Genomic DNA, 25639 nt, shown 5'->3' with positions numbered 1-25639 from the left:
GAAGTCTGTTATTCGATGAACGGTGCATAAATGAATACATTCAAAATAATCATGCGTGAGAAATTGACGCACTGGACATAGAGAAGGGGATATCAATAATGAATACATATAAATCAATTAAAAAAGTAATGTTAGTAGGAATCACGGCAACGGCGCTATTAAGTGGGTGCGGTGGTTCCAACGAAGGTAACACTAACGAAGGTAAATCTAACGAAAGTCAGTCTAACGAAGTCAATGCTGAAAAGTCATCGAAAGAAATCGCGCAGGAAATGTACGAAGCCGAAAAGAAATCGAAGGAAGTCGAAAAAGAACTGAATGCATTACGCGAATCTGAGAACAGTGAATTCTTTATTGACTTTAACATCAAAATTGACGGTAAGAAGCCGCAGAAACTAACATTTGACCTGCCGAATGAGGAAGGTAATTTATCTTTGGACGCATTTAAATCGCTAAAAGTCGGCATATCTCCGAAAAAGATCGCCGAAACGTTATCTAAAAATGTTAGTAATGCGTCATTTATGCGTATCAAACAGTACGGCAAGAAGTGGGAGGGTACAATGTACACATATGAGTACGAACATAACGGAATAGTAACTCAGATTGAAGTGTATTTCACTCACGAAGACGACGAATTGAAGTTATACGGCGCACGTCGTACGGAAATAAACCGCGCTAATGAGTCGAAACAAACGACGCTGGACAATAAACGTGGATTCATCGGACAAGGAGCGGATACGGCAAAGGATACACCTAAGAATGATCGCGTAGCAGATACGACTAGCAAATCTACTGACAAGCCCGCGCCTAGTAAGGCGGATACACCTGCAAAGAGTGCAAAGTCTGCTATTCCTAACGATTATTGCGGACATGGACACGATGAAACGAAGCAAGAAGCGCACGGCTGCGACAAGATTATTGATGAAGAAGCGCACCAAAGGCATCTGCGACAACAGGAAGAGGAATACCGCAAACAGAAAGAGGCACAACAACGCGAAGAAGAGGCAAACCGCAAGTATGATGAAAACGGCACGGTGCTTTTAGATGATGGTACACCAGCGCTAACAGAGGCGGAAAAGGCAAGAATCCAACGTCAAGAAAAACGATGGAATACGCCTAGCGGTGGTATTGGCGATAAGTGGCAAGATGAATTAAAAGAAATGGAAGAGAAGGAAGCGCAAGAGAACGCACAATAGCAAAGGCATTTGCGGCGGAGTATGGATAGCGAAAGTATTGCGAGAGTAAACGTAGATTATCGAGAGTGCAGTCGGTAAATAAGTGACTACATTTATTTGGGCGATTTACTATAAAAATCATAATTTCATAGATTTGTACTTTTCTCTACTAATTTAAACACGTAATAGAGTCCGTCAGAAGTACGGACATAAAAAACAAGGCTACCTTAAGCGGCGTCCTTGTTTTTTTATTACGTATATATAAAGCGGAGGGGGAAGTTAGTAAATGCAAATTACTGTTCTTTAAGATCAGGAAACTGATTTAAATACTCAATAGCTAACCTCATTACGTAATCGCAATCTACATCATGAAATGTATCATCTTGCATTTTGTAATTAAACGATGGGATTAAATACTGAATATGCATACCAACTTCTTGTATTAATAGTGGTCTATCATCATCTCCACGTTTATTCTTCATTAAATAATGTACTTCTGTATAATCAGGACATGCATAATGAGAAATGAAAATTAAAAATGATACATATACAAAACGTTTAATTTCTTTTTCTTGTTTAAATATGTAATTATAGTATCTATCCCATTTCTCAATAAGTATCTCTGCAAGCCTTAGAAACGCTCTAGGATTATGAATATTAAGATTACTCGACAAAACTTTCGATACATCATAATATGATTCCCCGATAGCCCATTCATCTGGACTGTTTCTATGAGTATAATTATCCCGTAATGAAGAATCATAAAAGCTAGCAGGTTTATCTGGTGCAAATATAAAATGATGATCTTCTAAATAGAAATACGCTAGTAGTGCTCCCTGCAATTCTAAATGTGATTTTTTATCGTAATCAAGATATTTCATGATATAATTTTCAGAGAGCGTCTTAATTTGATATTTTGTGTTAATAAGGTAACTTCTTTGAAAAATCTTTTGTAAATAGTAATCGGGTTTACTAACTCCTTTTTCTTTTAAAGCATCAAACACCACCTCTTCATCCATAGCTACTACGAAAAATAGCCCAGGTAAGTCTAAATTAGATTTAATCATTTGAAAGACGGTGACAACTTCATCTGGGAATAGTCTATCTAACTCATCAATCATAATTACTATTTTTTGTCCGTCTTCTCTGAGGGTTTCATCTAACATAGTATTTAAATCTTTTTTTCTCTTTGATAAAGGTTTCTCGTCAAATAACGCATCACTAACTACTTGTGTTGCATCACCTGCAATTGTACTTGCCGTGGTAGCTGCTGCCGGTGCAAAACCGTGCATATATGCTCCAGCAAATGTTAAAGCCTTTGTTGCTGAAGGTATTATTTTTCGTGCATACTTGAAGAATGCATTTTTCGCATTTTGGAAATCACCTTCGTCCATTGCATAATATATTTCTTCAAACAAACTTTTTATCAAATCTTCTTTTTCAGTAATCATCCACGGGTTAAAGCGTACAACTTTACATTTTCCTTTATCTAATTTAGTTTCTATAAAATTTAACATTGTAGATTTCCCTGCACCCCATGAACCATTTATCGAAAGAGAGTACGGTAGTTTTGGTGAAAAATGATTAATAAATGTAGCGATGTCCTGAGCTTTCTCTTCAAAAAGTCTATCCTTTTCTATATCTTTTAAAGGTAAATATTGTAAGTCTTCTATTACTTGTTTTCCTCCCTAGATCGTTAAACTATTCTATAAATCTTATTACATAATATAATTATTGTATTAATTTAACAATAAAACAAACCACTTTTTGAGCGCACTTCCTGCGTACTTGCTTCTTTTTTTGGATGCTTTATCGATTTTCTACGTCTCTTTGCTCGTATACTTAACATAACTTAACATCGGACGCCATTCCCACTGTTATACCCCATCCTACATACTTCCGTTTGACCAGCCGAATGCTCGTGACGCACGTTCGCCTCTCGAACTCCACCTTTCAATTAGTGTATATCGTATACAGATTTCCGTTATGCAAGCGCTGCGTAAACCGCATAACAACAACGTTTACTATTTATGCATAAACGTCGGCATTTTGTTGGTGCTAACCTCAATGTAAACTCGTGTAATATTTTCGGTGAAAAGGCGAATCTGTTGCGAGAGTAGGCGCCATACGCATGTGAATGAATGCAAATATGTTTGCGAGAGTTTACAATTTAGCGAGAAATTTTCGTATGAATTACGATAGGTTAACGTTGAGTTATCGCCTTTATATTAGCTGGAAAGGCCGAGAGAAAGACCGATCTCAAAAACCAGGGGGTGCAGCGAGATAAGTTTCACGATAAATAAAAAGACCGACCAAAAGCGGCCGATCCTTCACACATTATAATACGAATTCGTTTAAACTGTTTTCGATTTCTTCGCTAGTAATTCCGATATATGTCAACGTAACATGCGGATGACTATGATTTAATATTGTTTGCAGCTTCGCAACGTCCTTCGTTTGCTTATAGAACCAATAACCGAACGTTTTTCTCATCGTGTGAGTTCCGATGCTTTCTACTTCTGCGAATTCAGCGGCTTTTTGTAACTGTCGATATGCCTGCGTTGTCGTGATCGGCTTATCACCTTTTCTTGACGGAAATAACCATTCACTATCGTTAGCCTTCGCATAGGCTTGTACTTCTTCGTATATGTTCAATAGATTAACTTCACGGACTTTCTTTGTTTTTCCCTCTGAAACCTTTACGATCTTTCTACGAATAACATCCGATGTTTTCAACTTCAAAAGATCTCCGACACGTAATCCCGTATTAATACCGATAAGGAATAATATGTAATCTCTTTCAGAACAATGACGTTTCAAAGCCCACTTCATATCCTCTATTTGTTCTTTACTGCGGATCGGCTGCACGTCCTTAATTTGATTCATGTTATTCCCTCCTATTATAAACCTACTATTTATGCGGTTTTGAATGTACGTTTTTTTAATGTATTTATAGAATATCATCGAAACGCGTACACGTCAACGGTAACAATGAAATGAATGTACGTTTTTATCTAAATTCATACATTCGACCAGGATGCGCATTGTATTACGAATAGGCCCGTATATATCTGCACATTATCAGCGGACCAGGGCACACGCTCATATATAACCAGGCCCGTATATGTATCGACCAACAGGCCAGCACCTATCGACAATAGCCCGACATACATCCCCGTTATATCATGGCCCACCACGTGGGGCCGTACGAGTCTGCACAGTACGTTGTATATGTATATGAATATCTGTATTAGAAATAGAATAGAAAACATTCTCGAAGCAACTGGTAAGCCTGGTGGGTATCTGTCACGCTCTATCATATGCCAGCGGCTGGGCTTATGTCTGTATACTATCATGTCGCAGGCTGCTGCAATGCATCATGTTGTCTATCATCGTGAGTAGCTGCGGATCTTTCTTCGTTCGTTCTTCTTTCTTCTTATTAAAATATATTATCGAATCGAATTGTAATTGTTCTTTGTTTGTTGAGATCTTCTTTGATCAAGATCGTTCGAAGTTAGTTGCGCTCTTTCTTCTTATTAATATAATAGTTTGATCAATCGTAACTGAATCGAATTGCAATCGAATCGTAATTGATTTCGTTTGTTTAAATCATTCTTATTTTGCGTGAAAGAAATCAGCGAAGAAAAGTCTTTCTTGTTTCGTTGTCGCAGTCGAATCGAATTGAATCAGCAATGAAGCAAGCGGACCAGGCATGGCGATCCCGAATCGGAAAATCAGCCAATCCCCCCCAAAGGCCCAGCGATATCCCCAGCAGCAAGCGGCCAGAAATAGCGAGCACAATTTTTAAAATCGGGTAGTTAGATCGCGCGCCAACTGTCGCAGCCTCTCACGAAGTAACGTCGAATCTATCGACTATAATTTTGCGCTATCTCCTTCGAAAATCCTTCGCTTATTCTTCGTTAAATATACGTATATCTATTTTAAGGCCTATGACACCTTTCTAACACGTTCCTAGTAATTTTGATTTGTATTAGATCGATAGATAACGTGAAATAGCGTCGAATCTCGTAATCCGTTTTCGCAGTCTATCGAATCTATTTTACCCAGGGCGATCATTTTGCGTTATTTCGTTAACCGTAAAAAAATTTCGCAGCAATTTTTTAAAACAGGCCCGTTTTTAACCCAGGTTCTAAATTTAGAGCGCCTATGTTTTTGTAAGACAAGAAACGCAAAATAAATCGTAAGGCCGAAGCCTAAAATGTATAGGCGATTGCACCTATATTAAAAGGCGGGCCGTCGGCGATTATTTATATAAAAGATCTTCTCTATTAATCTATAACTTTTTATGCGTAGAGTGAGAGTATTCTTTTTATACTCGAAACTCAAATGATTAAGTAAAGATGAATAGATTAAAGCTGAATAAAGTAAAGTTGAATTCCGTATATCATGTTAGCCATCAAAAGGCCAGCATGTTAGCCACAAGAAGGCCAGCATGTTAGCTATCAAAAGGCCAGCATGTTAGCTACGGCACACGAAACCAAAATAAAACAGGAGGAATCGACGTGAAACTAACAATAAAACAGATAGCAGAAAACGGAAAGTTAGCGAGACAGGCGACAGAAAAGCAGCCTCAACAACCACTATATGATAAAAACGATTTCACGGACGGATCTGGATTTATTAGAACGCCGTCCCAACTAAGGTATTACACGGATCTATACCCGTACGGAATTACAACCGATGCAATGTGGATATATCAGTTAATTATCGACTGGTACAACCACGAAGACGGATCGGCATATCCTTCACAATATGTTATTGCTCGCAGACTTCGAAAAAGCGTTGCGACAGTAAAGAAGCACATTTCAGCGCTGCGAAGTGTCGGGCTTATCAGCGTACAATCTCGTGGTATCGGCCGATCTAATCAATATCTACCACTAAAGCCGCTAGACAAACAAACGATGTACGAGCGTTTCCCACTGGCAAAGGAATTTGCAGAAGAACATGAGGCGATTATTGATAAATACGAAGGTATCGACAGATCAACGATCGAGCCGAATAAGAAACGCCAAGACGAGAAAAAAGCCGAAGAAACTGCGGAAAATAAATAAAACATACGGGGGAATTCAAATGAAAAACACTATCAAAAACCAACCAAGCGTAAGAAATACAGAAAAGGACTTCGACATTATCAAAATGGAGCCGATCAGCGTCGGAAATAGAAAGAATTCAATAGAAAGATATATTGCAACGCTATCCGATGGAACGAAGCGAAACTTTAAACGCTGCGCGTCTGAATGTGGTGAAATGCTTACATACGAATCATTCTCGAATTATAAAAGTAACAAAGACGGCCGCCGCAACGAATGTGGGCAGTGTATATCGAAATACAGTCGTAAAAAGAAAGCGGAGAACGTAGCGAAAGCGCGCAAAGACGGCAAACGTATTTGTTCGGTATGTAATGAAGAAAAGAAGATATCAGAGTATACAACCGACGGCAAGGGATATAGAAAAGAATGTCGCAAATGTAAGGTCAAGAACGATATCCTTCGAAATCACGCTAGAAAAAGCCGAAAACACGGGCTACACGTAAAACTAGACGGTGAAGGGATCGAAGAATTCAAGAGTATCGTAATGAATGCAGCTTGCGTATTGACGGGCAGCTTCGAAAATGTTTCAAACGATCATATTATTCCAACTTCGCTAAAAGGCGGATCACACATAGGCAACCTATTACCGATACGACGCGAATTAAATTCTTCTAAAGGGTCTCTTCCATTCTTTTTATGGATCAGAACGAAGAATTTCCGCGATATCTCGAAAAAATACGGCGTTGAACCTGGACGCGTTCAATTTTATATCGAGTTTGCAGCCTATCTAAATCGAATGACGTCCGATCAGTATGAAAGATATACGTTATTTGTTTGGAAGATGCAGCAGAACGAAGAAACGAAGCACATAACGGCAAATCCTACGAAATCAGAAGCACTCGAATATAGTACGGGCGGATTGACGTGGCTCGATCATGAGGACGTTCGATATTATCGACCAACAATAACGGCCCAGGAAAGAGCCGAGATTTATGCGAAGTTTGACGCAGAACAAGCGATTCAATAAAAAAGTTTCGTAAAAGTTAACCGATCAGATTGCACACGCTGCGCATATTACTACGACGACGAAAAAGGGAAGTGAAAAACGTTACGACAGTGTTACGTTTTATTACAAATGTGTTACAGGTACAATCTGAAGGCCCGCAGAAGTACATATGTAATGAACCTTCTCTTTCAGTTTTCAATCCTATTAGTTTAGTTGTCATAGTTTTGTAAGGCTGCTGTTTTTAGTAAGCTAGTAGCCTTTTTCTCCTAATACATACGAGATCTAGTGAAAAAACAGTATATCCACTTAATAGATTCTTTTTATTTGATCAAACGGGATGAGATATCCCGACAAGAAAGGAAGTAACATATATGATCACATCAAATATTCTAGCATTGATATTGAAACTTTCAGCGTTAAAACAATATGATTTCGCTGAACAAGTCGGAATATCGCAAGCAGCGTTGTCACGATATATAAGCGGTGAACGCGAAATCCCTCACGAAGTAGCCGCAAGAATCATGGCGAAAATCGGTGATCATAATTTGTTTTTGCTGCAAACCTACGACAGTGGCTTGAAAACCGCGGGGGCCGATATTAAAAACAGAATGAGAGGGCGCGATTAAATGGGACACTACGAAAAAGAATACGTAACAAAAGCAGCGATAAAAAGGCCGCTAGTGGTCGCAGATCTAGTCGAATATAGAGGATATCAATTTTTAGTTGCGTTTTTATATTCGAATTCTTACGTAATTGCACAAATTATCGTACCTACTCGCGAGTATATGAAAGACGGGATCAGCATCGCGGACAAGCTAAAAGAGATCGTTCGCGTTAACAGTAATGTATTCGACAAAATTCCGTTTGATCTTTATACGTGTAGCGAAGAAATTTTCGGCGCAACGCTAAAAGATCCGTATATTATGGCCCAACTGAAGCCGCAAGCAGATTGCAGCGAATGTACAAGCGTTATGAATAACGACAAAGTTAGAGAAGCGCTAGACGATCTTTATATTAACGAATATCAAGACGAGATCCGAGAGGCGCAGAAGGAAGAACGAGATCAAAAACGAGGCATTCGAAATGTAATTCGTAGGGCGTTCGAATACATACGTCAAAAGGCTGCGAATTTTATCGAATGGTTAAAGGTATAAGCACACCAACTGGCTTTACTAACGAAGTTATTAACGGCTTTATGTCGTTTCTATAAATCAAACAAACTATAAAACATACGGGGGAATTTAAAATGGTAAAAGTACAAGTAAAGGCACTAGAAAACTGGGAACTAATGCAAAAATTCGAAACACAACACGAAAAGGCGCAGGAAATGAAAGCGCGATACGGTCAAAAAGTACACGATGCAGATGCAGAAATCAAAGAAGCAACGGTGAAATACGAAATGTTACTGCGAAGAGAGTTCGAAGGGGAAGACGTTGCAGCAGCTAAGCAAAAAGCGCTAGAAGATATGGAAAAAGCGAAGGCAGCCTATGAAGTTGCACAAGAAGAGTCAGGCAAGGCCTACAAGTATTCGAACGAATATCTTCACGGAAAGATCACGATACCAGATATCATTAGCGATTTTAATCAAAATGTCGCGCCACAAATCAAAAAAGAAGACGTATTTCCGCTATATGAGCAAGCAGAAAACGCGTTATACGACTATTACGACGCTCTAGCAAAGATTTATAGTATTGCGGAAGAGGTACGACCTACGATCGATTGGTTGAACGAAATAAAGCGAGGACAAAAAGGGCCGATGCCAGTAATTCATAATCCTGCAAAAGGATCAAATATGTATCTTCCAAGAGTAACAAACAAAGTTCTTCAAGATGTCGAAAACTATCGATTCGTTCCAGAAGGTTATAACGGATTGACAAAAGAACAAGAGTATAAAAATGACATGGCAAAGTACAAAGAAGAAGCAGCGAAATAATAAACGAGGGACGAGGAGGCGCTATGCCTCCGACTCTTAATCGTAACTATATCGGAGGAAATCAAAAATGAAAACAAACTACAATCCGCATAATGAAGAGAGAATCGAAGGGCCGAATGTTTCCGAGGTATTACAAGCCGCGTTCAAACGTTACGGCCACGAAAACTACATAGCAATGAACGTTCAAACGTACGACAATCCGCACTGGATCGCGGAAACCCGTATTCAAAAAGGAAACGCGGGCATTGTCGAAGATCCGAGAGGCATTTCGTCCAGGTTTGCGGATTCTATCGAATAAAATTTCACATATCACAATATAAACCGAAAAGGAAATGATAACATGACGAAGATCAACAATAATATAGACAATCAAAAGGCGCAGCTTATGGCGACTTATAAACGAATATTAGAAAAAGAGGGCCGCGAATTCGACGAAAAAGAATTCGAAGTATTACTAACGTTAAACGGATTGCACGAAGAACCGAGAAAGAAAACCGTTATACACGGATTAGTAGTCGCTAGAGATCTGAATTCGAATTAATAACGAAGAATTGCGGGGCCTGGCGGCTTCGCTCTTTTATTTAACGAAGGAGGCCACAAAATGGAAGAACATACGAAGGACTACGCACATAATATCGAAGCTGCAAACGAGCATATCAATACATACGTGATTAGCAACGAAGACTGGGCCGAAGCGGATGAAGCGAAAAAGATCCGTTTGATGAATTCTGCGGACAGGGCGTTACATGCCCGCTTTAAAGGGGGCCACGTTCCCAGAGAATGCAATCTATGAATTCAGCGCATATTTAGCGATAGTTTATAACGATACGAATCGAATGCAGCAACAGGGAATTGCATCGTTTAGTATTACGGGGGTCGGATCGTTCACATTCAAAGAAAACAACGTTTCTAGTGCGAATGGGCAGCCGTTATCGGAACTTATCCCCGACAGTGTGTTACAATTAAACGAAGCGGAAAGCGAGGATCTCCAATTGACTGGACGTGTGATTAGTTGGACAGTTTAAGAAGGTTGTATAAAAAGGGAGATGGCGCAAAGATGGCGAGAGCAAACGAGAATGATATAACGGAGAAATTGGCAGAAGGTCACCGAAAATATGGTGACGGCAACTTTACAATACAGAACATCGGCGATGAAACTAATTCGAATTGGACTGTCGTAAAAAATGTGAGGAAGGGATCAGCAGGCATCCGAGAAGAGGAAGATATATTAAGACTGCGATCAAAATATATAAAATAGTGCGGAAATGGACGGGGAGCAATTCGCCTGTCTTTCTTTTTATAGACTATATGCGAAAATTACGATACTGAGAGACGCAATTCTAGACGATTAGATTTAATATGATGAACAGTTCGCCTATATGCGTTCTATTTCGATTTAATTAGATTAAGAGACGGGCGGAAGTGAGGTGAGCGGCAGATTTGCTACACCTTTTTTATTATTTATGTGATATATTTAGAAGATAATATCGTAAAAATTAGATGATGCGATATTACGCAAGTTGCGTAATAAGAGGGAGATGATCATGTGAAAATTGAAGAAGTACTAGCGTTGTTGAAAGAAAGTAACGCTAAGGAAGTTGGAAAAGAAATGGGTATGTGTGATAAAAGATTGTTAAGAGGGTTAAAAAATGCGGGGTATGAATATAGTAAAAAAGGCGATATAGGTTGGTATTTTATAGGACAAGGAGAACCTCCTTTGAAAACGGATATTCGAGAATTTATAATGGTCGCGAATGATACGAAGATAGAAAATACAGATGATGTACTTACGAAAAAAGACGTAAGTGAAGTACGGAAAATGCTAAGCGAATGGGTTCCGATTAAAAACGCAGTTAATGAGATTATGCAAGAAAAGGAAAAGATTTCGGCGCAGAAGAATACTAGTCCGATTCATTCGTTATATATGCGTATTGGAGAAAGTGGGACGCAAGAAAAGGTGAGCAGAACAGTGAAACTCGGCAAGGAGATATGTACGAAATTAGGTACAGTCGAAGATAAGCATCGTTTAAATCGTGATGAAATTGTAGAGTTTGCGCTTTTTGAGTTCTTCGAGAAGTATAAGGTGTAATTGCGGTGAGAGGGATGTGGATTTTTGCTATCTACGTCTCTTTTTCGAATATAAGTGCGGAAAGTTACGCCGAGAAATTACGTTGTTAGGTACTTTAATGGTAGCAATTCTTGTGATTATATTGCTAGGTGTTTAGCGTCTTAAATTATTAATGGATTTTAGAGGAGATTTTTAAATAATTCTTTAAAAAAAGTAATAAAACAACTTATATCATAATTATAAGTTGTAATGATAAGCATGTTCTAGTAGAATTGTTTACAGATGAAAATAAAGGAATCGTAAATTACGGATTTCTGTTAAAATTGGAGAAGGGTTGAGAAACCCTAGGTATTAGTAGGAGGACACAAATGATTACAGTAAGTAACGTTAGTTTGCGTTTCGCGGATCGCAAATTATTTGAAGATGTTAACATAAAATTCACGCCAGGTAATTGCTACGGTTTAATTGGAGCAAACGGTGCTGGTAAATCAACATTTCTAAAGATTTTATCTGGAGAAATTGACCAATCAACAGGTGACATACATATTACGCCAGGTGAGCGTCTAGCAGTATTAAAACAGAATCACTTCGAATATGAAGAGTTCCCTGCACTAGAAACAGTAATGATGGGTCACACACGTCTTTATAAAGTAATGCAAGAGAAAAATGCAATTTACATGAAAGAAGACTTTAGTGATGAAGATGGCATGCGTGCTGCAGAACTTGAAGGTGAGTTCGCTGAGCTAAACGGTTGGGAAGCTGAGTCAGAAGCTGCAATCCTTCTAAAAGGATTAGGTATTGGTGAAGATATTCATGATAAAAAGATGTCTGAATTAACAGGGGCAGAGAAAGTAAAAGTATTACTTGCTCAAGCTTTATTCGGTCAACCTGACATTCTATTACTAGATGAGCCTACCAACCATTTGGACTTAAAAGCGATTCAATGGTTAGAAAACTTCTTAATGAACTTTGAAAATACAGTTATCGTTGTATCCCATGACCGTCACTTCTTAAATAAAGTATGTACGCACATGGCTGACCTTGATTTCGGTAAAATTCAATTATATGTTGGTAACTATGACTTCTGGTATGAATCAAGCCAATTAGCATTAAAACTAACGCAAGATTCTAACAAGAAAAAAGAAGAAAAAGTAAAAGAGTTACAAAACTTTATTGCACGCTTTAGCTCAAATGCATCTAAAGCGAAACAGGCAACTTCTCGTAAAAAATTGTTAGATAAAATTACATTAGATGATATTAGACCATCATCACGTCGTTATCCGTTCGTTGGTTTCACACCAGAACGTGAAGTAGGAAATGACCTATTAACAGTTGAAGGTATTTCGAAAACGATTGATGGCGAAAAAATATTAGATAATGTGAACTTCACTTTAAATAAAGGTGATAAAGTTGCATTTATCGGACGTAACGATATTGCGATGACAACATTATTTAAAATTCTTATGGGTGAAATGGAGCCAGATAGCGGTTCATTCAAATGGGGTGTAACAACATCTCAAGCTCATTTCCCAAGAGATAACTCTGAGTACTTCGAGAACAGTGATTACACTTTAATTGATTGGTTACGTCAGTTCTCTCCACAAGATGAATCAGAAAGTTTCTTACGTGGTTTCTTAGGCCGTATGCTATTCTCTGGTGAAGAAGTAAAGAAAAACGTTTCTGTTTTATCTGGAGGAGAAAAAGTTCGCTGTATGTTATCTAAAATGATGTTAAGCGGTGCAAACGTATTAACACTTGATGATCCGACGAACCATTTAGACCTTGAGTCTATTACAGCATTAAACAACGGTTTAATCACATTTAAAGGAACATTACTATTCACTTCTCATGACCATCAGTTCGTACAAACAATTGCAAACCGTATTATCGAAGTAACGCCAAACGGTGTAGTTGATAAGGTAGCAACGTATGATGAGTTCTTAGAAAGTCAAGAACTTCAAAAACAAGTTGATGCAATGTACAAAGGTCAATAATAAATGATTAAAACCCTCGCTTTCTATTATGAGAGCGGGGGTTTTTTTAAGTAAACAAATATTCGTTTTAATATAAAGTGGGGGGAGGATTAAAATGAATAATTATTCAAAAATAACATTAGCGATGGTAAGAAATTTTTGAAGCGTGGATAAACCCTGAAATGATGAAGAAATGGTTTTTTACATTGGAAGGGACGGATAAAGTAACGGGAAATACTCCTGAAGTAGGAGGGAGTTGGGAAATTATTGATCATCGTGGCGGAAAAGATTATCGAGCAATTGGGGAATATATCGAAATGAATCGTCCTAAAAAAATTAGTATTTACATTAAAAACGCCGCAGTTTAGTGAATTATTAGATAAAATCACAGTTGAAATAAAAGAGAAACAACAAGGATTTAAAATGATATTTTCACAAAATATAATCGTTGCTCATGAAGAAGATTGGACAAAATATGATGTTGAAAAAGCTTTAAAGGGGTGTCATGCTGGCTCTGAGCATGATTGGAATGTAATATTCATGGGACTGAAAGAATTGGTTAAAAGAAGAAGGAATAGCTACAAAGGATGATAAACGGTAGTCGAAAAAGTGTAGTTTACATGAATGTACCAAAATTGGAGATAGGTTAGTTTGCAAATGAGGAAATAAAGGATTATAGTTTGTGGAGTCATAATTAGTGGATGAGCCTTGGGAGAAAACAGGAAATGTTACAAATGTATTTTGTTAAATAGAAACCAAGGTCAAAATGTTTAAAAAGAAATAGTTGAATAAATAAAAGCTACAAATTATAATTACTAATATTCTTCATATAGTTAAACAAATAAAATCTATTTGAAGAAGAGAAATTGAATAGAGAGACAGACTTATATAAAATAAGCCTTGGATGATCAAAAGAGGTGGAGAGATGCAACAATTTTTATTGAAGAGTAAACGAGTATTAAGTAATCATTTTGGATTTTTCGTATTTGCCGTTATTTTACTTTGGTTAAAAACATATGCCGCATATGTGACAGAATTTAATTTAGGGATATCGAACACAATCCAAAAGTTCTTACTGTTTTTCAACCCGTTAAGCTCAGCGGTTCTATTTTTAGGGCTCGCACTATTCGCAAAAGGGAAACGAGCTTACATTTGGTTAATTATTATTAATTTGCTAATGTCTATACTTTTATACGCAAACGTAGTATATTATCGCTTTTTCAGCGACTTTATTACGTTCCCGACATTAACACAATCGAATAACTTTGGAGATTTAGGTGGTAGTATTTTTGCATTGCTACACTTATATGATCCACTATATTTCTTAGATACAATTATTTTAATTGTTTTAGTCGCAACGAAATTTGTAAATCCTAAACCAATCCGTGTTGCGAAGCATAAATTATCTCTAGTATTTGTAGCAGGTATTTTATTATTTAGCGTTAACTTAGGTCTGGCAGAATCTGACCGTCCTGAATTGTTAACAAGAACATTTGACCGCAATTATATCGTGAAATATTTAGGGGCGTACAACTTTACGATTTATGATGGTATTCAAAGTGCGAAAGCATCAACAGAACGAGCATTAGCGGATGGAGATAATATGACAGAAGTTAGAAACTATCTTTCATCAACTTATGCAAGTCCAAACCCTGAGTATTTCGGTAAAGGAAAAGGAATGAACGTAATTTATATTCATTTAGAGTCATTCCAAAACTTTTTACTAAACTACAAGCTAAATGGTCAAGAGGTTACACCATTCTTAAACTCATTTACAAAAGATGCGAATACGTTATACTTTGATAACTTCTTCCATCAAACAGGACAGGGGAAAACATCTGATGCGGAGTTCATGTTAGAGAACTCAATGTTTGGATTACCACAAGGATCTGTTTTTACAAATAAAGCTCATAACACGTATCAATCAGCACCGGCTATTTTAGGACAACAAGGATACACATCAGCAGTGTTCCACGGTAACTACAAAACATTCTGGAACCGTGATGAAATTTATAAATCATTTGGTTTTAATAAATTCTTTGATGCGTCATACTACGATATGAATGAAAAAGATGTAGTAAACTATGGCTTAAAAGATAAACCGTTCTTTAATGAATCAATTCCGTTATTACAAACGTTGAAACAACCGTTCTATACGAAGTTCATTACGTTATCGAACCATTTCCCTTATCCGATTGATAAAGCGGAAGCAACGATTGAACCAGCTAAAACAGGTGATTCATCAGTAGATACGTACTTCCAAACAGCACGCTATTTAGATGAATCTGTAAAAGGATTCATTGATTACTTGAAACAATCTGGTCTATACGATAACTCAATTATCGTTATGTACGGTGATCATTACGGTATTTCAGATAATCATAGTGCAGCAATGTCTCAAATAATGGGTAAAGAAATGAACGCATTTGAAAATGCTCAATTACAACGTGTACCATTAATCATTCGCGTACCAGGAATGGAAGGCGGCGTACAACATCAATACGGCGGAGAAATTGACGTTCTTCCAACGTTATTACACTTACTAGGTACAGATACGAAAAATTATGTCCAATTCGGATCAGATTTATTATCACCAGAGCATAAACAAGTCGTTCCGTTCCGTAACGGTAACTACGTAAGCCCAACAGTTACTGCACTTAACGGCAAATACTATGATACAGCGACTGGGAAACCTGTAGAATTTACAGATGAAATAAAACAAAATGAGCAAATGGTTCAAAAATCACTAAAATACTCCGACCAAGTTGTTAACGGTGACTTATTACGATTCTACACACCAGAAGGATTTACACCGGTAGAACCTTCTAAATATAACTATAACAATCGTGATAAAGATAAAACGAAGGTGAAGACGACTGAAGACGGGGAAACGAAATAAATAATAAAAAATCCTACTCGTATAGAAAACGAGTAGGATTTTTTGTTTTAAGATTTACTTTCGGATTTTTGGAGTGCTACTTTTTTAGGCATAAAACATGCAATAATCAAAGCTACAAAGGATAAGACTAACATAAATACGTACGCATCACTTGAGCTGAAGATAGAAGCTAATTTCGTTACTTGCATAGCTGATATGCTTCCGTTCTCACTAGATAACTGTGAAGTATGTGAAGTGGATTGAATTGTATACACAGTAATAATGACTGCTGTTCCTATAGCACCTGCTAATTGACGTACGGTATTATTCACTGCGGAACCATGTGAACCCAGTTCTCTTGGTAAAGCGTTTAAACCTGCTGTATTTAAAGGCATCGAAATGAAACTTAGTCCAATGCGTAGAATAATGGTACGAACCATTAAATACATATAAGTGGTGGATTCGGTTAAATCAATTACACCCCACATCGATATAATGATACATATTAAACCTGTAATAAAGAGTGGTTTTGCCCCGTATTTATCAAACATTTTACCTGTGATAGGTGATAAGAAGGCATTAATTACAGCGCCAGGTAATAGAAGTAAACCTGATTCAAAAGCAGTAAAACCTCGTCCGTTTTGCAAGTAAATCGGTAAAAGAATTAAATCAGCATACATAATCATCGTAATGAGTACGTTAATGACTGATGTAAGAGTGAAAATTTTATACTTAAATACGGATAAATTTAATAGTGGATCGCTAGACTTTATTTGACGTAAACAGAATAGAGTTGTAACAATTATTCCGATGATAATTGTAGTAATAACAACTGGATGATCCCATCCTTTACTTCCTGCACTACTAAATCCGAATATAATACAACCAAAGCCAATCGTTGATAAAATGACACTTACGATATCTAATTTTGCTTTTGTTGTCTCAGCAATATTCATTAAATATTTTAGCGCGAGAATAATAACAATTAATACAAATGGAGCGAATCCAATAAATAACCATCTCCATGATACATATTCAATAATAAAGCCAGATAATGTTGGAGCGATGGCTGGCGCAAAAATTATGGCGAAACCGATGGTTCCCATAATACTGCCACGCTTTTCACTAGGGTATAAATATAAAATAACTGTCATCATTAGTGGCATAATAATTCCTGCTCCAACTGCTTGAATCATTCTTCCTGTTAACAAAATGCCAAAATTCATGGCGCATGCACAAAGAACAGTCCCGATAAACAAAGAGAGCATCGAGCTAATAAACAGCTGCCTTGTTGTAAATCGTTTCATTAAAAATGCAGTAATTGGCACTAGAACGCCATTTATGAGCATAAAGCCTGTTGATAGCCATTGCACGGTTGCAGCTGTAACATCAAATACTTCCATTAAATTACTCATCGCTACATTTAATAGCGTCTGATTTAATGTTGATAAAAAACAACCGGAAATGAGCACAATTAATATAATTTTTTTATTTCTTTCTGATATTTCCTTTTGCATTGGTAAACTCCTTCATTGTTGTCTTGATTTATCGACATTGTGTCGATAAAATTAATGGTAACAAAATAAATTTTCTTTGACCATGAACAGTTTTGTTGAAAATGTTCACTACTCGACATAGAAGGTATGCACTGTCGAGTAAGTAAAGAGAAAATCTATAAAGGAGTTTCAAAATGTCTACACCTAAAAAAGAAGATCCTCGTACAGTTCGTTCAAGAGAAATGTTTAAAAATGCTGTTTTTTCTCTCCTATGTGAGAATCCTAGTATTTCAAGTTTAACGGTTCAGAAAGTCGCAACAAAAGCAGGATTAAACCGAACAACCTTTTACTTACATTATCAAGATATTCAAGATTTACTAGACCAAATCACGAATGAGATTTCAAATGAACTTTCAAATAAAATAGCTGATTTAATACATGCAAAAGATTTATCAGAAAAACAAAAGCTAACACAATTACTTGATTATTTATATAACCACCGAAATTATTTATTTATATTATTTAAAATGAATCAATTTGAGGAGCAACTATTTTTATTTTTAAAAGAGTTAATAGAAACGAGAAGAGAGAATACGAAAAAGGATCTGCCTGATGATTATGTTGCGGTTGATATTAAAACAGCTTCATTGGTAGGTATTATCATGTGGTGGATAAGGAATGGACTTCACTTTAGTTCAGATTATATCGCAAATCAAATTTATTTCATGTACAGAGGGTAATGAGTTAAAAATATTTTATGTATCGATACATTGTATTATTAAGTGCGACACCTAAAGAAAAAAGCCCATATCGCTTCGTATAAAGTAGAAGTTAACACATCACTTACTTCATACAGAAAACTGCCCATGAAGGGTTTCAGGAAGAACTGTCGCACTTAGATTGACAAATTGTCTTTAAAATAAAAAATCGTATTGTATAATTTCATATGCCGCATGTATATAGTAAAATTTTTAAATGAAAGTACAATCATTGCACTGTGCATAAACAAGAATTTGGACTTAATTTTAGAAGAGATACAAGATAAGATATTAATAGAAAGCGATTTCAAACTCTAATTTTGCAAAGATAGTATCTATACTTGCAATTCTATTTAAGAACAAGTATAGAAAGGGTGTATATCATATATGATATTAGATAATCGAAGTATAAGTATTTTACAGCAAATTATTCAAGCGGATAGCTATGTTTCTGTATCTCAATTAATGGAAGTCATACAAGTTTCAAAGCGAACAATTTATTATGATATGAAGAAAATAGAAGATTGGTTAGTTGCAGAGGATTTAAATTCATATGAATATATTCGCCCTTTAGGCTACTGTTTTGATAATGAAACGAAGCAAAGAGTGATAAAAAAGTTAAATGGATTTACAACAAGCCAATATGAATATTCTCCACATGAACGAAAAATATTGCTGGTTCTTTATATACTAACAATGGAGAAAAGGATTCTATTAGAAGACTTAATAGAACTTGTGCAAGTCAGTCGTAATACTGCTCTTGCTGACTTAAAAAAAATAAAAGCAGAGTTAGTGAAGTTTAAGCTCGCATTAAAATTTAATCGTAAACATGGCTACAATATTATAGGGAATGAACATGGAAAACGAAATATATTAATCTTAAATCTTTCACAAATAATTTCAAAGCATGGATGGGAATATTTAATATCGCATGTGAAATATATTACGAATGATAATAAAAATGTAAAAGGTAATAAAGATCACGAGGAACTTCTTATAATAAAAAATATTTTATCAAATTGTGAAGAGCTTTTAGGGGTCCAGTACACAGATGAGGTACTTGAAAGTTTAAGCGTTTACATGTATTTATTCCGCAATCGTATTGTAAATGGAAAATGTGTTGAGATGGAAGATGCTGAAAAGGATGTACTAAGAGAAACAAAACAATTTGAAGCAGCAAAATATATTGCAAAACAGTTTGAAAGAGTATTTTTCGTGGATTTTCCAATAGATGAAATTTATTATATTACGACTCATTTGTTAGGAGCAAAAGTAAATGCTCAACAAAAAGATTTTGAAAAAAGTGAGATTGATGGAATACATTCAATGGTCGGATATATGATAAAGGATTTTCAACATTATGCTTGTGTTATATTTCAAGATTTTAAAGGACTTGCTTCAGACCTATATCTGCATATGAAACCGGCATATTATCGTGTAAAGTACGGGATTGAAATAGAAAATCCATTACTTTATACAATCCAGCAAAATTATGAAGAAGTATATACTCTTACAAAAAAAGTAATTCATCATTTTGAAGAATATGTTGGAAAAATAGTTTCAGATGATGAAATGGCATATATTACTATGCACTTTGGTGCTTGGATGAGGAAAGAGGGAATCGTTCCCAGCCCAAGAAAAACCGCGCTACTTGTTTGTCCAAATGGTATTGGTACATCACGTATGTTGCAGTACCAATTAGAGCAAGTGTTTTCAAGTGTAGATATTTTAAAAGCCATTTCAAAGCGGGAATATGAATCAAATACATTTGATGTAGATTGTATTATTACTACAACTGAACTGGAGAAGGGGAAAATTCCTATCTTTATGGTAAATCCAATTTTGACCGATTCCGAAAAAGCATCGTTACTACGAAAAGTCAATGTAGCTTTATATGGCGAAAATCAAAATGATTCAGTTGATATGATGATGGGTATTATCCGAAAATACACAGACATTTTAGATGAAAAATCTTTAAAAAATGAATTGAGAGAGTTTATGAGTGGTCCGGTACATATTGATAAGGAGGAGAAATATAAGCCTATGTTAAACGAGCTATTAACTAGAGAATTTATAGAGCTTGAGAATCACGTTGAGACGTGGGAGGAAGCAATTCGTGTTGCGTCGGAACCTTTATTACAAAGTGGACATATTTCTGAAGAATATATTTCTGAAATGATTGCGAATGTAAAGAAGTTAGGCCCGTATATTGTAATTGCACCTAAAATCGCTATACCTCATGCTCGTCCAGAAGCAGGTGTCAAAAAATTAGGGATGAGTTTATTACAACTAAAAGAGGGTGTGTTATTTTCAGAAAAACAAGAGCATGCTGTAAATTTAATTATTGTATTAGCAGCTATAGATAACGAGACACATTTGAAGGCATTGGCACAATTAAGTGAGATGTTATCTGAACCAACGAACATAGAAATGTTAATGCATTCAAATTCAAAAGATAAAATGCTAGAAATGATAGCTAAATATTCTAATTAAAGGGGAGATTGAAATGAAAAAAGTATTAGTTGTATGTGGAAATGGATTAGGAAGTAGTTTTATTATAGAAATGAATGTAAAGAAAATATTAACTGAACTTGGTATGCAAGCTGAAGTTTCTCATACGGATTTAGCATCAAGTAAATCAGAACAAGCAGATCTATATTTAGGTGCGAAAGATATCATTTGCAACCTTGAAGATGGTACTCGCACAGTTGCTGGATTAACAAACATTCTAGATTTAAATGAAATTAAAGAAGCATTACAAAAACACCTGATGTAGAAACGGTGAAAGGGGAGTAGTGCTATGTTTGATTTAATAATGAAAGATATTTTGGGACAGCCTGCAATATTAGTTGGATTGTTTGCTATGTGTGGTTTACTATTGCAAAAAAAGAATTTTGCAGATACAGTTTCAGGAACATTAAAAACAATTATGGGCTTCGTCGTTTTAGGAGGCGGAGCCACTATATTAATAGGGGCTTTAGATGTTTTTGGTAAAATATTTGATAAAGCATTTCATATTAAAGGGATTATTCCAAATAACGAAGCTGTTGTTGCGATAGCACAGCAAACTTTAGGAACAGAAACGGCATTAATTATGGTATTTGGGATGATTGCTAATTTACTAATTGCACGATTTACAAGATTTAAATATGTATTTTTAACTGGTCATCATACCTTATTCATGGCATGTTTAATTTCAGCTGTATTTTCAACTACAGGGATGAAAGGCGCTTCACTAGTTATTAGTGGGTCTATTATTTTAGGATTACTTATGGTCATTTTTCCAGCTATACTTCAACCGTATGTTAGAAAAATTACGGGAATGGATGATATCGCAATTGGCCATTTCGGTTCAGTTGGGTATTTAGCAGCAGGATTTGTTGGTAGTAAATTTGGAAATAAGGAAAAATCTACAGAACAAATTAAAGTACCGAAGTCATTAGGGTTTTTACGTGATACATCAGTTTCTATGTCATTAACAATGGCTGTGTTATTCTTTATTGTTGCACCATTTGCTGGGAAAAACTTTATCGAAACAGAATTAAGTAACGGACAAAATTATCTCGTGTATTCATTCATGCAAGCAATTACATTCGCTGCGGGTGTATATATTATTCTAGCTGGTGTCCGTATGTTGATTGCAGAAATTGTCCCTGCATTTAAAGGGATAGCAGATAAACTTGTACCAAATGCCAAACCAGCATTAGATTGTCCAACAATCTTCCCATTCGCGCCAAATGCGGTTATTATTGGCTTTTTAACAAGTTTTATTGCTGGATTACTATCTATGTTTATTCTTCCGTTTATCGGACTAAGTGTAATAGTGCCAGGATTAATCCCTCATTTCTTCACAGGGGCAACAGCTGCTGTATTTGGAAATGCAACTGGAGGAAGACGAGGAGCAATACTTGGAGCTTTTGTAAATGGATTATTAATCTCATTCCTACCAGCTATATTACTACCTATATTAGGTGGATTAGGATTTGAAAATACAACATTCGGTGATTCCGACTTTGCTGTTGTTGGTATTTTAATTAGTGAAATTGCGAAATTGCTAGGGAATGTTTTCTAAATAATAGAGCATAAAAAGACTTGAATTCTAATTATGAATTCAAGTCTTTTTATTTAAATATTAAAGTGTAAGAAAGTGAGGGAATTTGAATAAAAGAAATAGGGATTGGTTTGAAAAAAATGTGTTATGATTGTTTGTAAAATCTTTTGATTTTCCTTGAGGATCAATATTGAAACAGAAAAGTATATTTTCAAAATAGGGTAAAATAAAAGGAGTCTATGCATGAATTTTCAAAATGAAAAAATATCATTACATTTAGAGGTTGTAAATTACCAATATAAAGATGCAAAAGACGAGTGTGATAGAAATTGGTTAAGAGTAAAAGCGAAACTATCAGAAGAAAATAAAGTTTTTGAAACGATGGATCCTTTTTTACAAACATACGATTTACAGTACATGATAAAATGGTTTGAATCTTTACCAAACCCTACATATAACGAACTAGATTTCATAGAACCAAATTTAGCGTTTGAATTTATGGGGGGAAAAGCAGGGGAGTTTAACATTGTTATTCGCTTATCGCTGGAACTTAACCCCACATGGTGTAAGGAAGAAGAATACGAATTTTCTATCGGTATAACTCAAGAGGATAGGGAGAATATTATTCGTTCTATTGAAGAGCAACAAAGGAAATTTCCAAAACGATAATAAAAAGACTTGATAACCTACTAGAGGGAATCAAGTCTTTTTATTACATACGATTATCATGCCAGAAGTTTAATGGGAAGTGTTCGTTCTCATTATAGGCTTCTAATTCATATCCTCTTTCTTTCAGCCCTTTAATAATACCAGGTACTGCTTTAACTGATTGTGGATGAATATCATGCATTAGAATAACTTCTGTTGGGTTTGTAGCACCATGTAGAACGTTTTCTACGATTTTAGCAGATGCAGCGTCTACTTGCATTTTGTTGTATTTCCAGTCTAATGAATCAATTGTCCAATCCCAAACTTTTAAACCATTTTCAACAACTTTGTTGCGAAGAGCTTCATTTAACCCTGGCATTGAGCCGTAAGATGGACGAGTTAATACTGGAGATTTTCCTAGAACGCCAGCGATTAAGCCTTGGTCTTCTTTCATTTCATCAACGTAATGACCTTCTGTGTAAAGTTTCTTGTAGTTATGAGTCATACTGTGCATCCCAACATAGTGGCCTTCAGCATCTTCACGTTTTACAAGATCAGGGAAAGCTTTTACGTTTGAACCAATTAGGAAGAATGTTGCTTTTGCATTTTCACTCTTTAACATATCTAAAAGCTCAGCTGTGTATTTTCCAGGACCATCGTCAAATGTTAAGTAAGCGACTTTTCTAACTTGCCCGTTATAGTGCTTTGGAGCTTCTTTCGGAGCAAGGGACGTTTGAATTTCACTTACAAGTTGAACAGATTTCGCTTCATCCTCTGTACTTGCTAGAGCGATATGTGTTGATCCGTAAGCAGCTTCGTATGTAAATAATACCCCAGCGCAAATCAACAGAGCCCTTTTCACTAAAGTTGTCATCCGAATTCCATTGTGCATAATTTTCCTACTCTCTATAAAAGTTCTACTCTACTATATTAGCAATTTTAGAGGGGGAAATGCAAAAAAACTTTTTTACAAGCGCAAAAAAGTTTGTTAAAAAGTATGTAAGATTTCACTATTTTGCAGGTTTGAAAAAATGAAACAAGAATTAAATGAATGGAACTGCATGTAAAATGGTTCATTCACGTTTTTTGTTTTAGAAAGGGAGGATAAGTATGAAAAAATTAGCTTGTTTACATGCTCATCATTCAAATATTGAATACATTGACCGAGCGTTGCAATCTTTTAGAATCGAAATACTCCATTTTGTAGATCCCATCTTATCACACAGACTAAAAATAGAACGAGAACAAGCACGAAATAATTTAAAAGATATTATAAAGTATATAGCTGAAAGTGATGTAGATACAATTTTAATAACTTGTACAGATTATATCACGTTATTAGATGAGAATTTCAAAATAGACATACCAATATTGAAAATTGATGAGCCATTTTTTGAAATGATTTGTCAGGTTGAAGAGCCACAGACAATACTATTTACAAATAACCGTACTGTTTCAGGAACGATGGAACGTTTAAGACTATACGCTCAGCAGAATAATAAATCCATACAAGTAAAAGTAGAAGTGATAGAAGGGATATTTGAGTTAATTATGCAAGGGCGTAAAGAAGAGCATGATGCTAAATTAGAAAAGTATTTATATGAAATTATGAAAGATAGAAATGAAATGTTTTTAGTTGCACAATTATCGATGGTAGATGCTGCTACAAGGGTAGAAAATATAATAGGAAGGAACATAATAAATCCGTTGCATGCGCTAGTGGAGTATTGTATACAGAGTGTCAATGAGCTACCGTGTGAAAAATAAGGAAGAGGATGTTTGTTGTTTTAAAGAAAATCAATATAAATTTCACATACCGTATTTTAAAAATAAATATAGGAAAACCAAAAAATAATGTAGAATATATCGTACATACATATGTGAAGGCAACAAAATATATAAAAGAGGTGGATCTATGTTACTTGAAGAAGTAATGCAGCAACTAGAAGAGTATGGGACAGAACAAACTCGTAAGACGTATAAAAACCACGGAGCGAAAGAGCCGTTATTTGGAGTTAGTTTTGCAAATTTAAAATTGTTGAAAAAGAAGATAAAAAAGGATCATGATTTAGCAATCTCATTATGGGAAACGAAAAATATGGATGCAATGACTTTAGCAACGATGATTTTAGATCCGAAGAAACTAACGTCAAAACAACTAAATAGATGGGTTCAGGATGTTGATTACTATTGTTTAATGGACGTTCTTATGACAGCTATATGTACGTCGCCAATCGCGATAGAAAGAATGGAAGAATGGACGAAGTCTGATGATGAATGGATTGGAAGAGCTGGTTGGTCATTATTAGCGAATATCGCAATGAAAAATAAAACGTTAGACGATGACTTCTTCTTACCGTATTTAGAAGTGATTAAAGTTCATATACATAATGAAAAAAACAGAAAAAGAGAAGGAATGAATAGTGCATTAATTGCGATAGGGATTCGAAATGAAGCTTTAGAGCAACAAGCAATTGAAATTGCACGTGAAATTGGAAAAGTAGAAGTTGATCATGGTGCAACGTCATGCAAAACTCCAGATGCAGAACCATATATTAAAAAGGCACGAGAAAGAGCTGAAAAAAGGAAAGTAAAATAAGAAGGG

General features: G+C 35.8%; 27 protein-coding genes. 23 read left to right on the top strand and 4 right to left on the bottom strand.

From position 1 onward, the window contains the following. Nucleotides 1-98: 98 nt before the first annotated feature. Nucleotides 99-1193 carry a hypothetical protein gene (locus CQ058_RS33040; protein WP_105589468.1) on the top strand — a complete coding sequence of 365 codons (1095 nt, stop codon included), beginning with the start codon at nucleotides 99-101 and terminating at the stop codon, nucleotides 1191-1193. A 272-nt stretch (nucleotides 1194-1465) separates the two neighbouring features. On the opposite strand, the gene CQ058_RS03730 is transcribed toward CQ058_RS33040, so the two are convergent. Next, a complete protein-coding gene (locus CQ058_RS03730; RefSeq protein WP_258169448.1) occupies nucleotides 1466-2773 on the bottom strand; it encodes a KAP family P-loop NTPase fold protein in 1308 nt (435 codons plus the stop codon). Nucleotides 2774-3509: 736 nt separating this feature from the next. Continuing rightward, the gene (locus CQ058_RS03725) at nucleotides 3510-4058 is read right to left on the bottom strand and encodes a tyrosine-type recombinase/integrase (protein ID WP_105589465.1); all 549 of its coding nucleotides are present in this window, start codon (nucleotides 4056-4058) and stop codon (nucleotides 3510-3512) included. A gap of 1637 nt (nucleotides 4059-5695) precedes the next feature. Here CQ058_RS03725 and CQ058_RS03720 point away from each other — a divergent pair. The 15 genes from CQ058_RS03720 to ltaS all read left to right on the top strand — a co-directional run bounded on the left by CQ058_RS03720 (nucleotide 5696) and on the right by ltaS (nucleotide 16102). Continuing rightward, the gene (locus CQ058_RS03720; protein ID WP_002189958.1) at nucleotides 5696-6244 is read left to right on the top strand and encodes a helix-turn-helix domain-containing protein; all 549 of its coding nucleotides are present in this window, start codon (nucleotides 5696-5698) and stop codon (nucleotides 6242-6244) included. Further along, nucleotides 6150-7250 carry an HNH endonuclease gene (locus tag CQ058_RS03715; protein WP_256415954.1) on the top strand — a complete coding sequence of 367 codons (1101 nt, stop codon included), beginning with the start codon at nucleotides 6150-6152 and terminating at the stop codon, nucleotides 7248-7250. Before CQ058_RS03720 ends, CQ058_RS03715 begins: the two co-directional genes overlap by 95 nt. A gap of 350 nt (nucleotides 7251-7600) precedes the next feature. Further along, nucleotides 7601-7855: a helix-turn-helix domain-containing protein gene (locus tag CQ058_RS03710; protein ID WP_002189956.1), complete on the top strand. Its 255-nt coding sequence runs from the start codon at nucleotides 7601-7603 to the stop codon at nucleotides 7853-7855. Next, entirely contained in the window at nucleotides 7856-8383 is a 528-nt protein-coding gene (locus CQ058_RS03705) for a hypothetical protein (RefSeq protein WP_105589464.1), read from the top strand. A gap of 92 nt (nucleotides 8384-8475) precedes the next feature. Then, nucleotides 8476-9162, top strand: coding sequence for a hypothetical protein (locus tag CQ058_RS03700; protein WP_002189952.1), 687 nt, complete (start codon nucleotides 8476-8478; stop codon nucleotides 9160-9162). A gap of 67 nt (nucleotides 9163-9229) precedes the next feature. After that, nucleotides 9230-9460 carry a hypothetical protein gene (locus tag CQ058_RS03695; RefSeq protein ID WP_002189951.1) on the top strand — a complete coding sequence of 77 codons (231 nt, stop codon included), beginning with the start codon at nucleotides 9230-9232 and terminating at the stop codon, nucleotides 9458-9460. Nucleotides 9461-9502: 42 nt separating this feature from the next. After that, complete coding sequence (locus CQ058_RS03690) at nucleotides 9503-9703, top strand: hypothetical protein (RefSeq protein ID WP_002189950.1); 201 nt, start codon at nucleotides 9503-9505, stop codon at nucleotides 9701-9703. A gap of 60 nt (nucleotides 9704-9763) precedes the next feature. Further along, nucleotides 9764-9955, top strand: a complete 192-nt coding sequence (locus CQ058_RS31705) for a hypothetical protein (protein ID WP_105589462.1) — start codon at nucleotides 9764-9766, stop codon at nucleotides 9953-9955. Further along, nucleotides 9909-10187: a hypothetical protein gene (locus CQ058_RS03680; RefSeq protein WP_258169445.1), complete on the top strand. Its 279-nt coding sequence runs from the start codon at nucleotides 9909-9911 to the stop codon at nucleotides 10185-10187. Before CQ058_RS31705 ends, CQ058_RS03680 begins: the two co-directional genes overlap by 47 nt. Nucleotides 10188-10219: 32 nt before the next feature. After that, nucleotides 10220-10420 (top strand): cytoplasmic protein, encoded by a 201-nt coding sequence (locus CQ058_RS03675; protein ID WP_070170264.1) that lies wholly within the window; start codon nucleotides 10220-10222, stop codon nucleotides 10418-10420. 288 nt (nucleotides 10421-10708) lie between these two features. Further along, nucleotides 10709-11251 (top strand): CopG family transcriptional regulator, encoded by a 543-nt coding sequence (locus tag CQ058_RS03670; protein WP_070170263.1) that lies wholly within the window; start codon nucleotides 10709-10711, stop codon nucleotides 11249-11251. 347 nt (nucleotides 11252-11598) lie between these two features. Beyond that, nucleotides 11599-13224, top strand: coding sequence for an ABC-F family ATP-binding cassette domain-containing protein (locus CQ058_RS03665; protein WP_002032778.1), 1626 nt, complete (start codon nucleotides 11599-11601; stop codon nucleotides 13222-13224). 161 nt (nucleotides 13225-13385) lie between these two features. Beyond that, nucleotides 13386-13571: an SRPBCC family protein gene (locus tag CQ058_RS03660; protein WP_002142226.1), complete on the top strand. Its 186-nt coding sequence runs from the start codon at nucleotides 13386-13388 to the stop codon at nucleotides 13569-13571. A gap of 55 nt (nucleotides 13572-13626) precedes the next feature. Further along, entirely contained in the window at nucleotides 13627-13794 is a 168-nt protein-coding gene (locus CQ058_RS03655) for a hypothetical protein (RefSeq protein ID WP_002189945.1), read from the top strand. Nucleotides 13795-14128: 334 nt separating this feature from the next. Continuing rightward, the gene (gene ltaS / locus CQ058_RS03650; protein ID WP_002165580.1) at nucleotides 14129-16102 is read left to right on the top strand and encodes a lipoteichoic acid synthase; all 1974 of its coding nucleotides are present in this window, start codon (nucleotides 14129-14131) and stop codon (nucleotides 16100-16102) included. A gap of 47 nt (nucleotides 16103-16149) precedes the next feature. Here ltaS and CQ058_RS03645 read toward each other — a convergent pair whose 3' ends face one another. Further along, nucleotides 16150-17598, bottom strand: coding sequence for a DHA2 family efflux MFS transporter permease subunit (locus tag CQ058_RS03645; RefSeq protein ID WP_002192833.1), 1449 nt, complete (start codon nucleotides 17596-17598; stop codon nucleotides 16150-16152). 173 nt (nucleotides 17599-17771) lie between these two features. Between CQ058_RS03645 and CQ058_RS03640 the strand changes: the two genes are divergently transcribed. From CQ058_RS03640 to CQ058_RS03620, 5 genes are all read left to right on the top strand, one after another. After that, nucleotides 17772-18317, top strand: coding sequence for a TetR/AcrR family transcriptional regulator (locus CQ058_RS03640; RefSeq protein ID WP_002189943.1), 546 nt, complete (start codon nucleotides 17772-17774; stop codon nucleotides 18315-18317). A gap of 405 nt (nucleotides 18318-18722) precedes the next feature. Then, a complete protein-coding gene (locus tag CQ058_RS03635; protein WP_002189942.1) occupies nucleotides 18723-20828 on the top strand; it encodes a BglG family transcription antiterminator in 2106 nt (701 codons plus the stop codon). Between the two features lie 13 nt (nucleotides 20829-20841). Continuing rightward, complete coding sequence (locus CQ058_RS03630; RefSeq protein ID WP_000757313.1) at nucleotides 20842-21111, top strand: PTS sugar transporter subunit IIB; 270 nt, start codon at nucleotides 20842-20844, stop codon at nucleotides 21109-21111. A gap of 24 nt (nucleotides 21112-21135) precedes the next feature. Further along, complete coding sequence (locus tag CQ058_RS03625; RefSeq protein WP_002189941.1) at nucleotides 21136-22407, top strand: PTS ascorbate transporter subunit IIC; 1272 nt, start codon at nucleotides 21136-21138, stop codon at nucleotides 22405-22407. A 222-nt stretch (nucleotides 22408-22629) separates the two neighbouring features. Beyond that, nucleotides 22630-23055, top strand: coding sequence for a WapI family immunity protein (locus CQ058_RS03620; protein ID WP_002189939.1), 426 nt, complete (start codon nucleotides 22630-22632; stop codon nucleotides 23053-23055). 43 nt (nucleotides 23056-23098) lie between these two features. On the opposite strand, the gene CQ058_RS03615 is transcribed toward CQ058_RS03620, so the two are convergent. Further along, a complete protein-coding gene (locus CQ058_RS03615) occupies nucleotides 23099-23926 on the bottom strand; it encodes a peptidoglycan-N-acetylglucosamine deacetylase (protein ID WP_002127847.1) in 828 nt (275 codons plus the stop codon). A gap of 218 nt (nucleotides 23927-24144) precedes the next feature. On the opposite strand from CQ058_RS03615, the gene CQ058_RS03610 reads away from it, so the two are divergent. Both CQ058_RS03610 and CQ058_RS03605 read left to right on the top strand, forming a co-directional pair. Beyond that, entirely contained in the window at nucleotides 24145-24801 is a 657-nt protein-coding gene (locus CQ058_RS03610; protein WP_002189938.1) for an aspartate/glutamate racemase family protein, read from the top strand. Nucleotides 24802-24949: 148 nt separating this feature from the next. Next, complete coding sequence (locus CQ058_RS03605) at nucleotides 24950-25633, top strand: DNA alkylation repair protein (RefSeq protein ID WP_002189935.1); 684 nt, start codon at nucleotides 24950-24952, stop codon at nucleotides 25631-25633. Nucleotides 25634-25639: the final 6 nt, after the last annotated feature.

This window comes from Bacillus sp. MYb56 (genome assembly GCF_002976445.1).
GTDB lineage: Bacteria > Bacillota > Bacilli > Bacillales > Bacillaceae_G > Bacillus_A > Bacillus_A mycoides.
The sequence above is the reverse complement of the archived record's forward strand: the minus strand, read 5'-3'. Positions and strand labels throughout refer to the sequence as shown.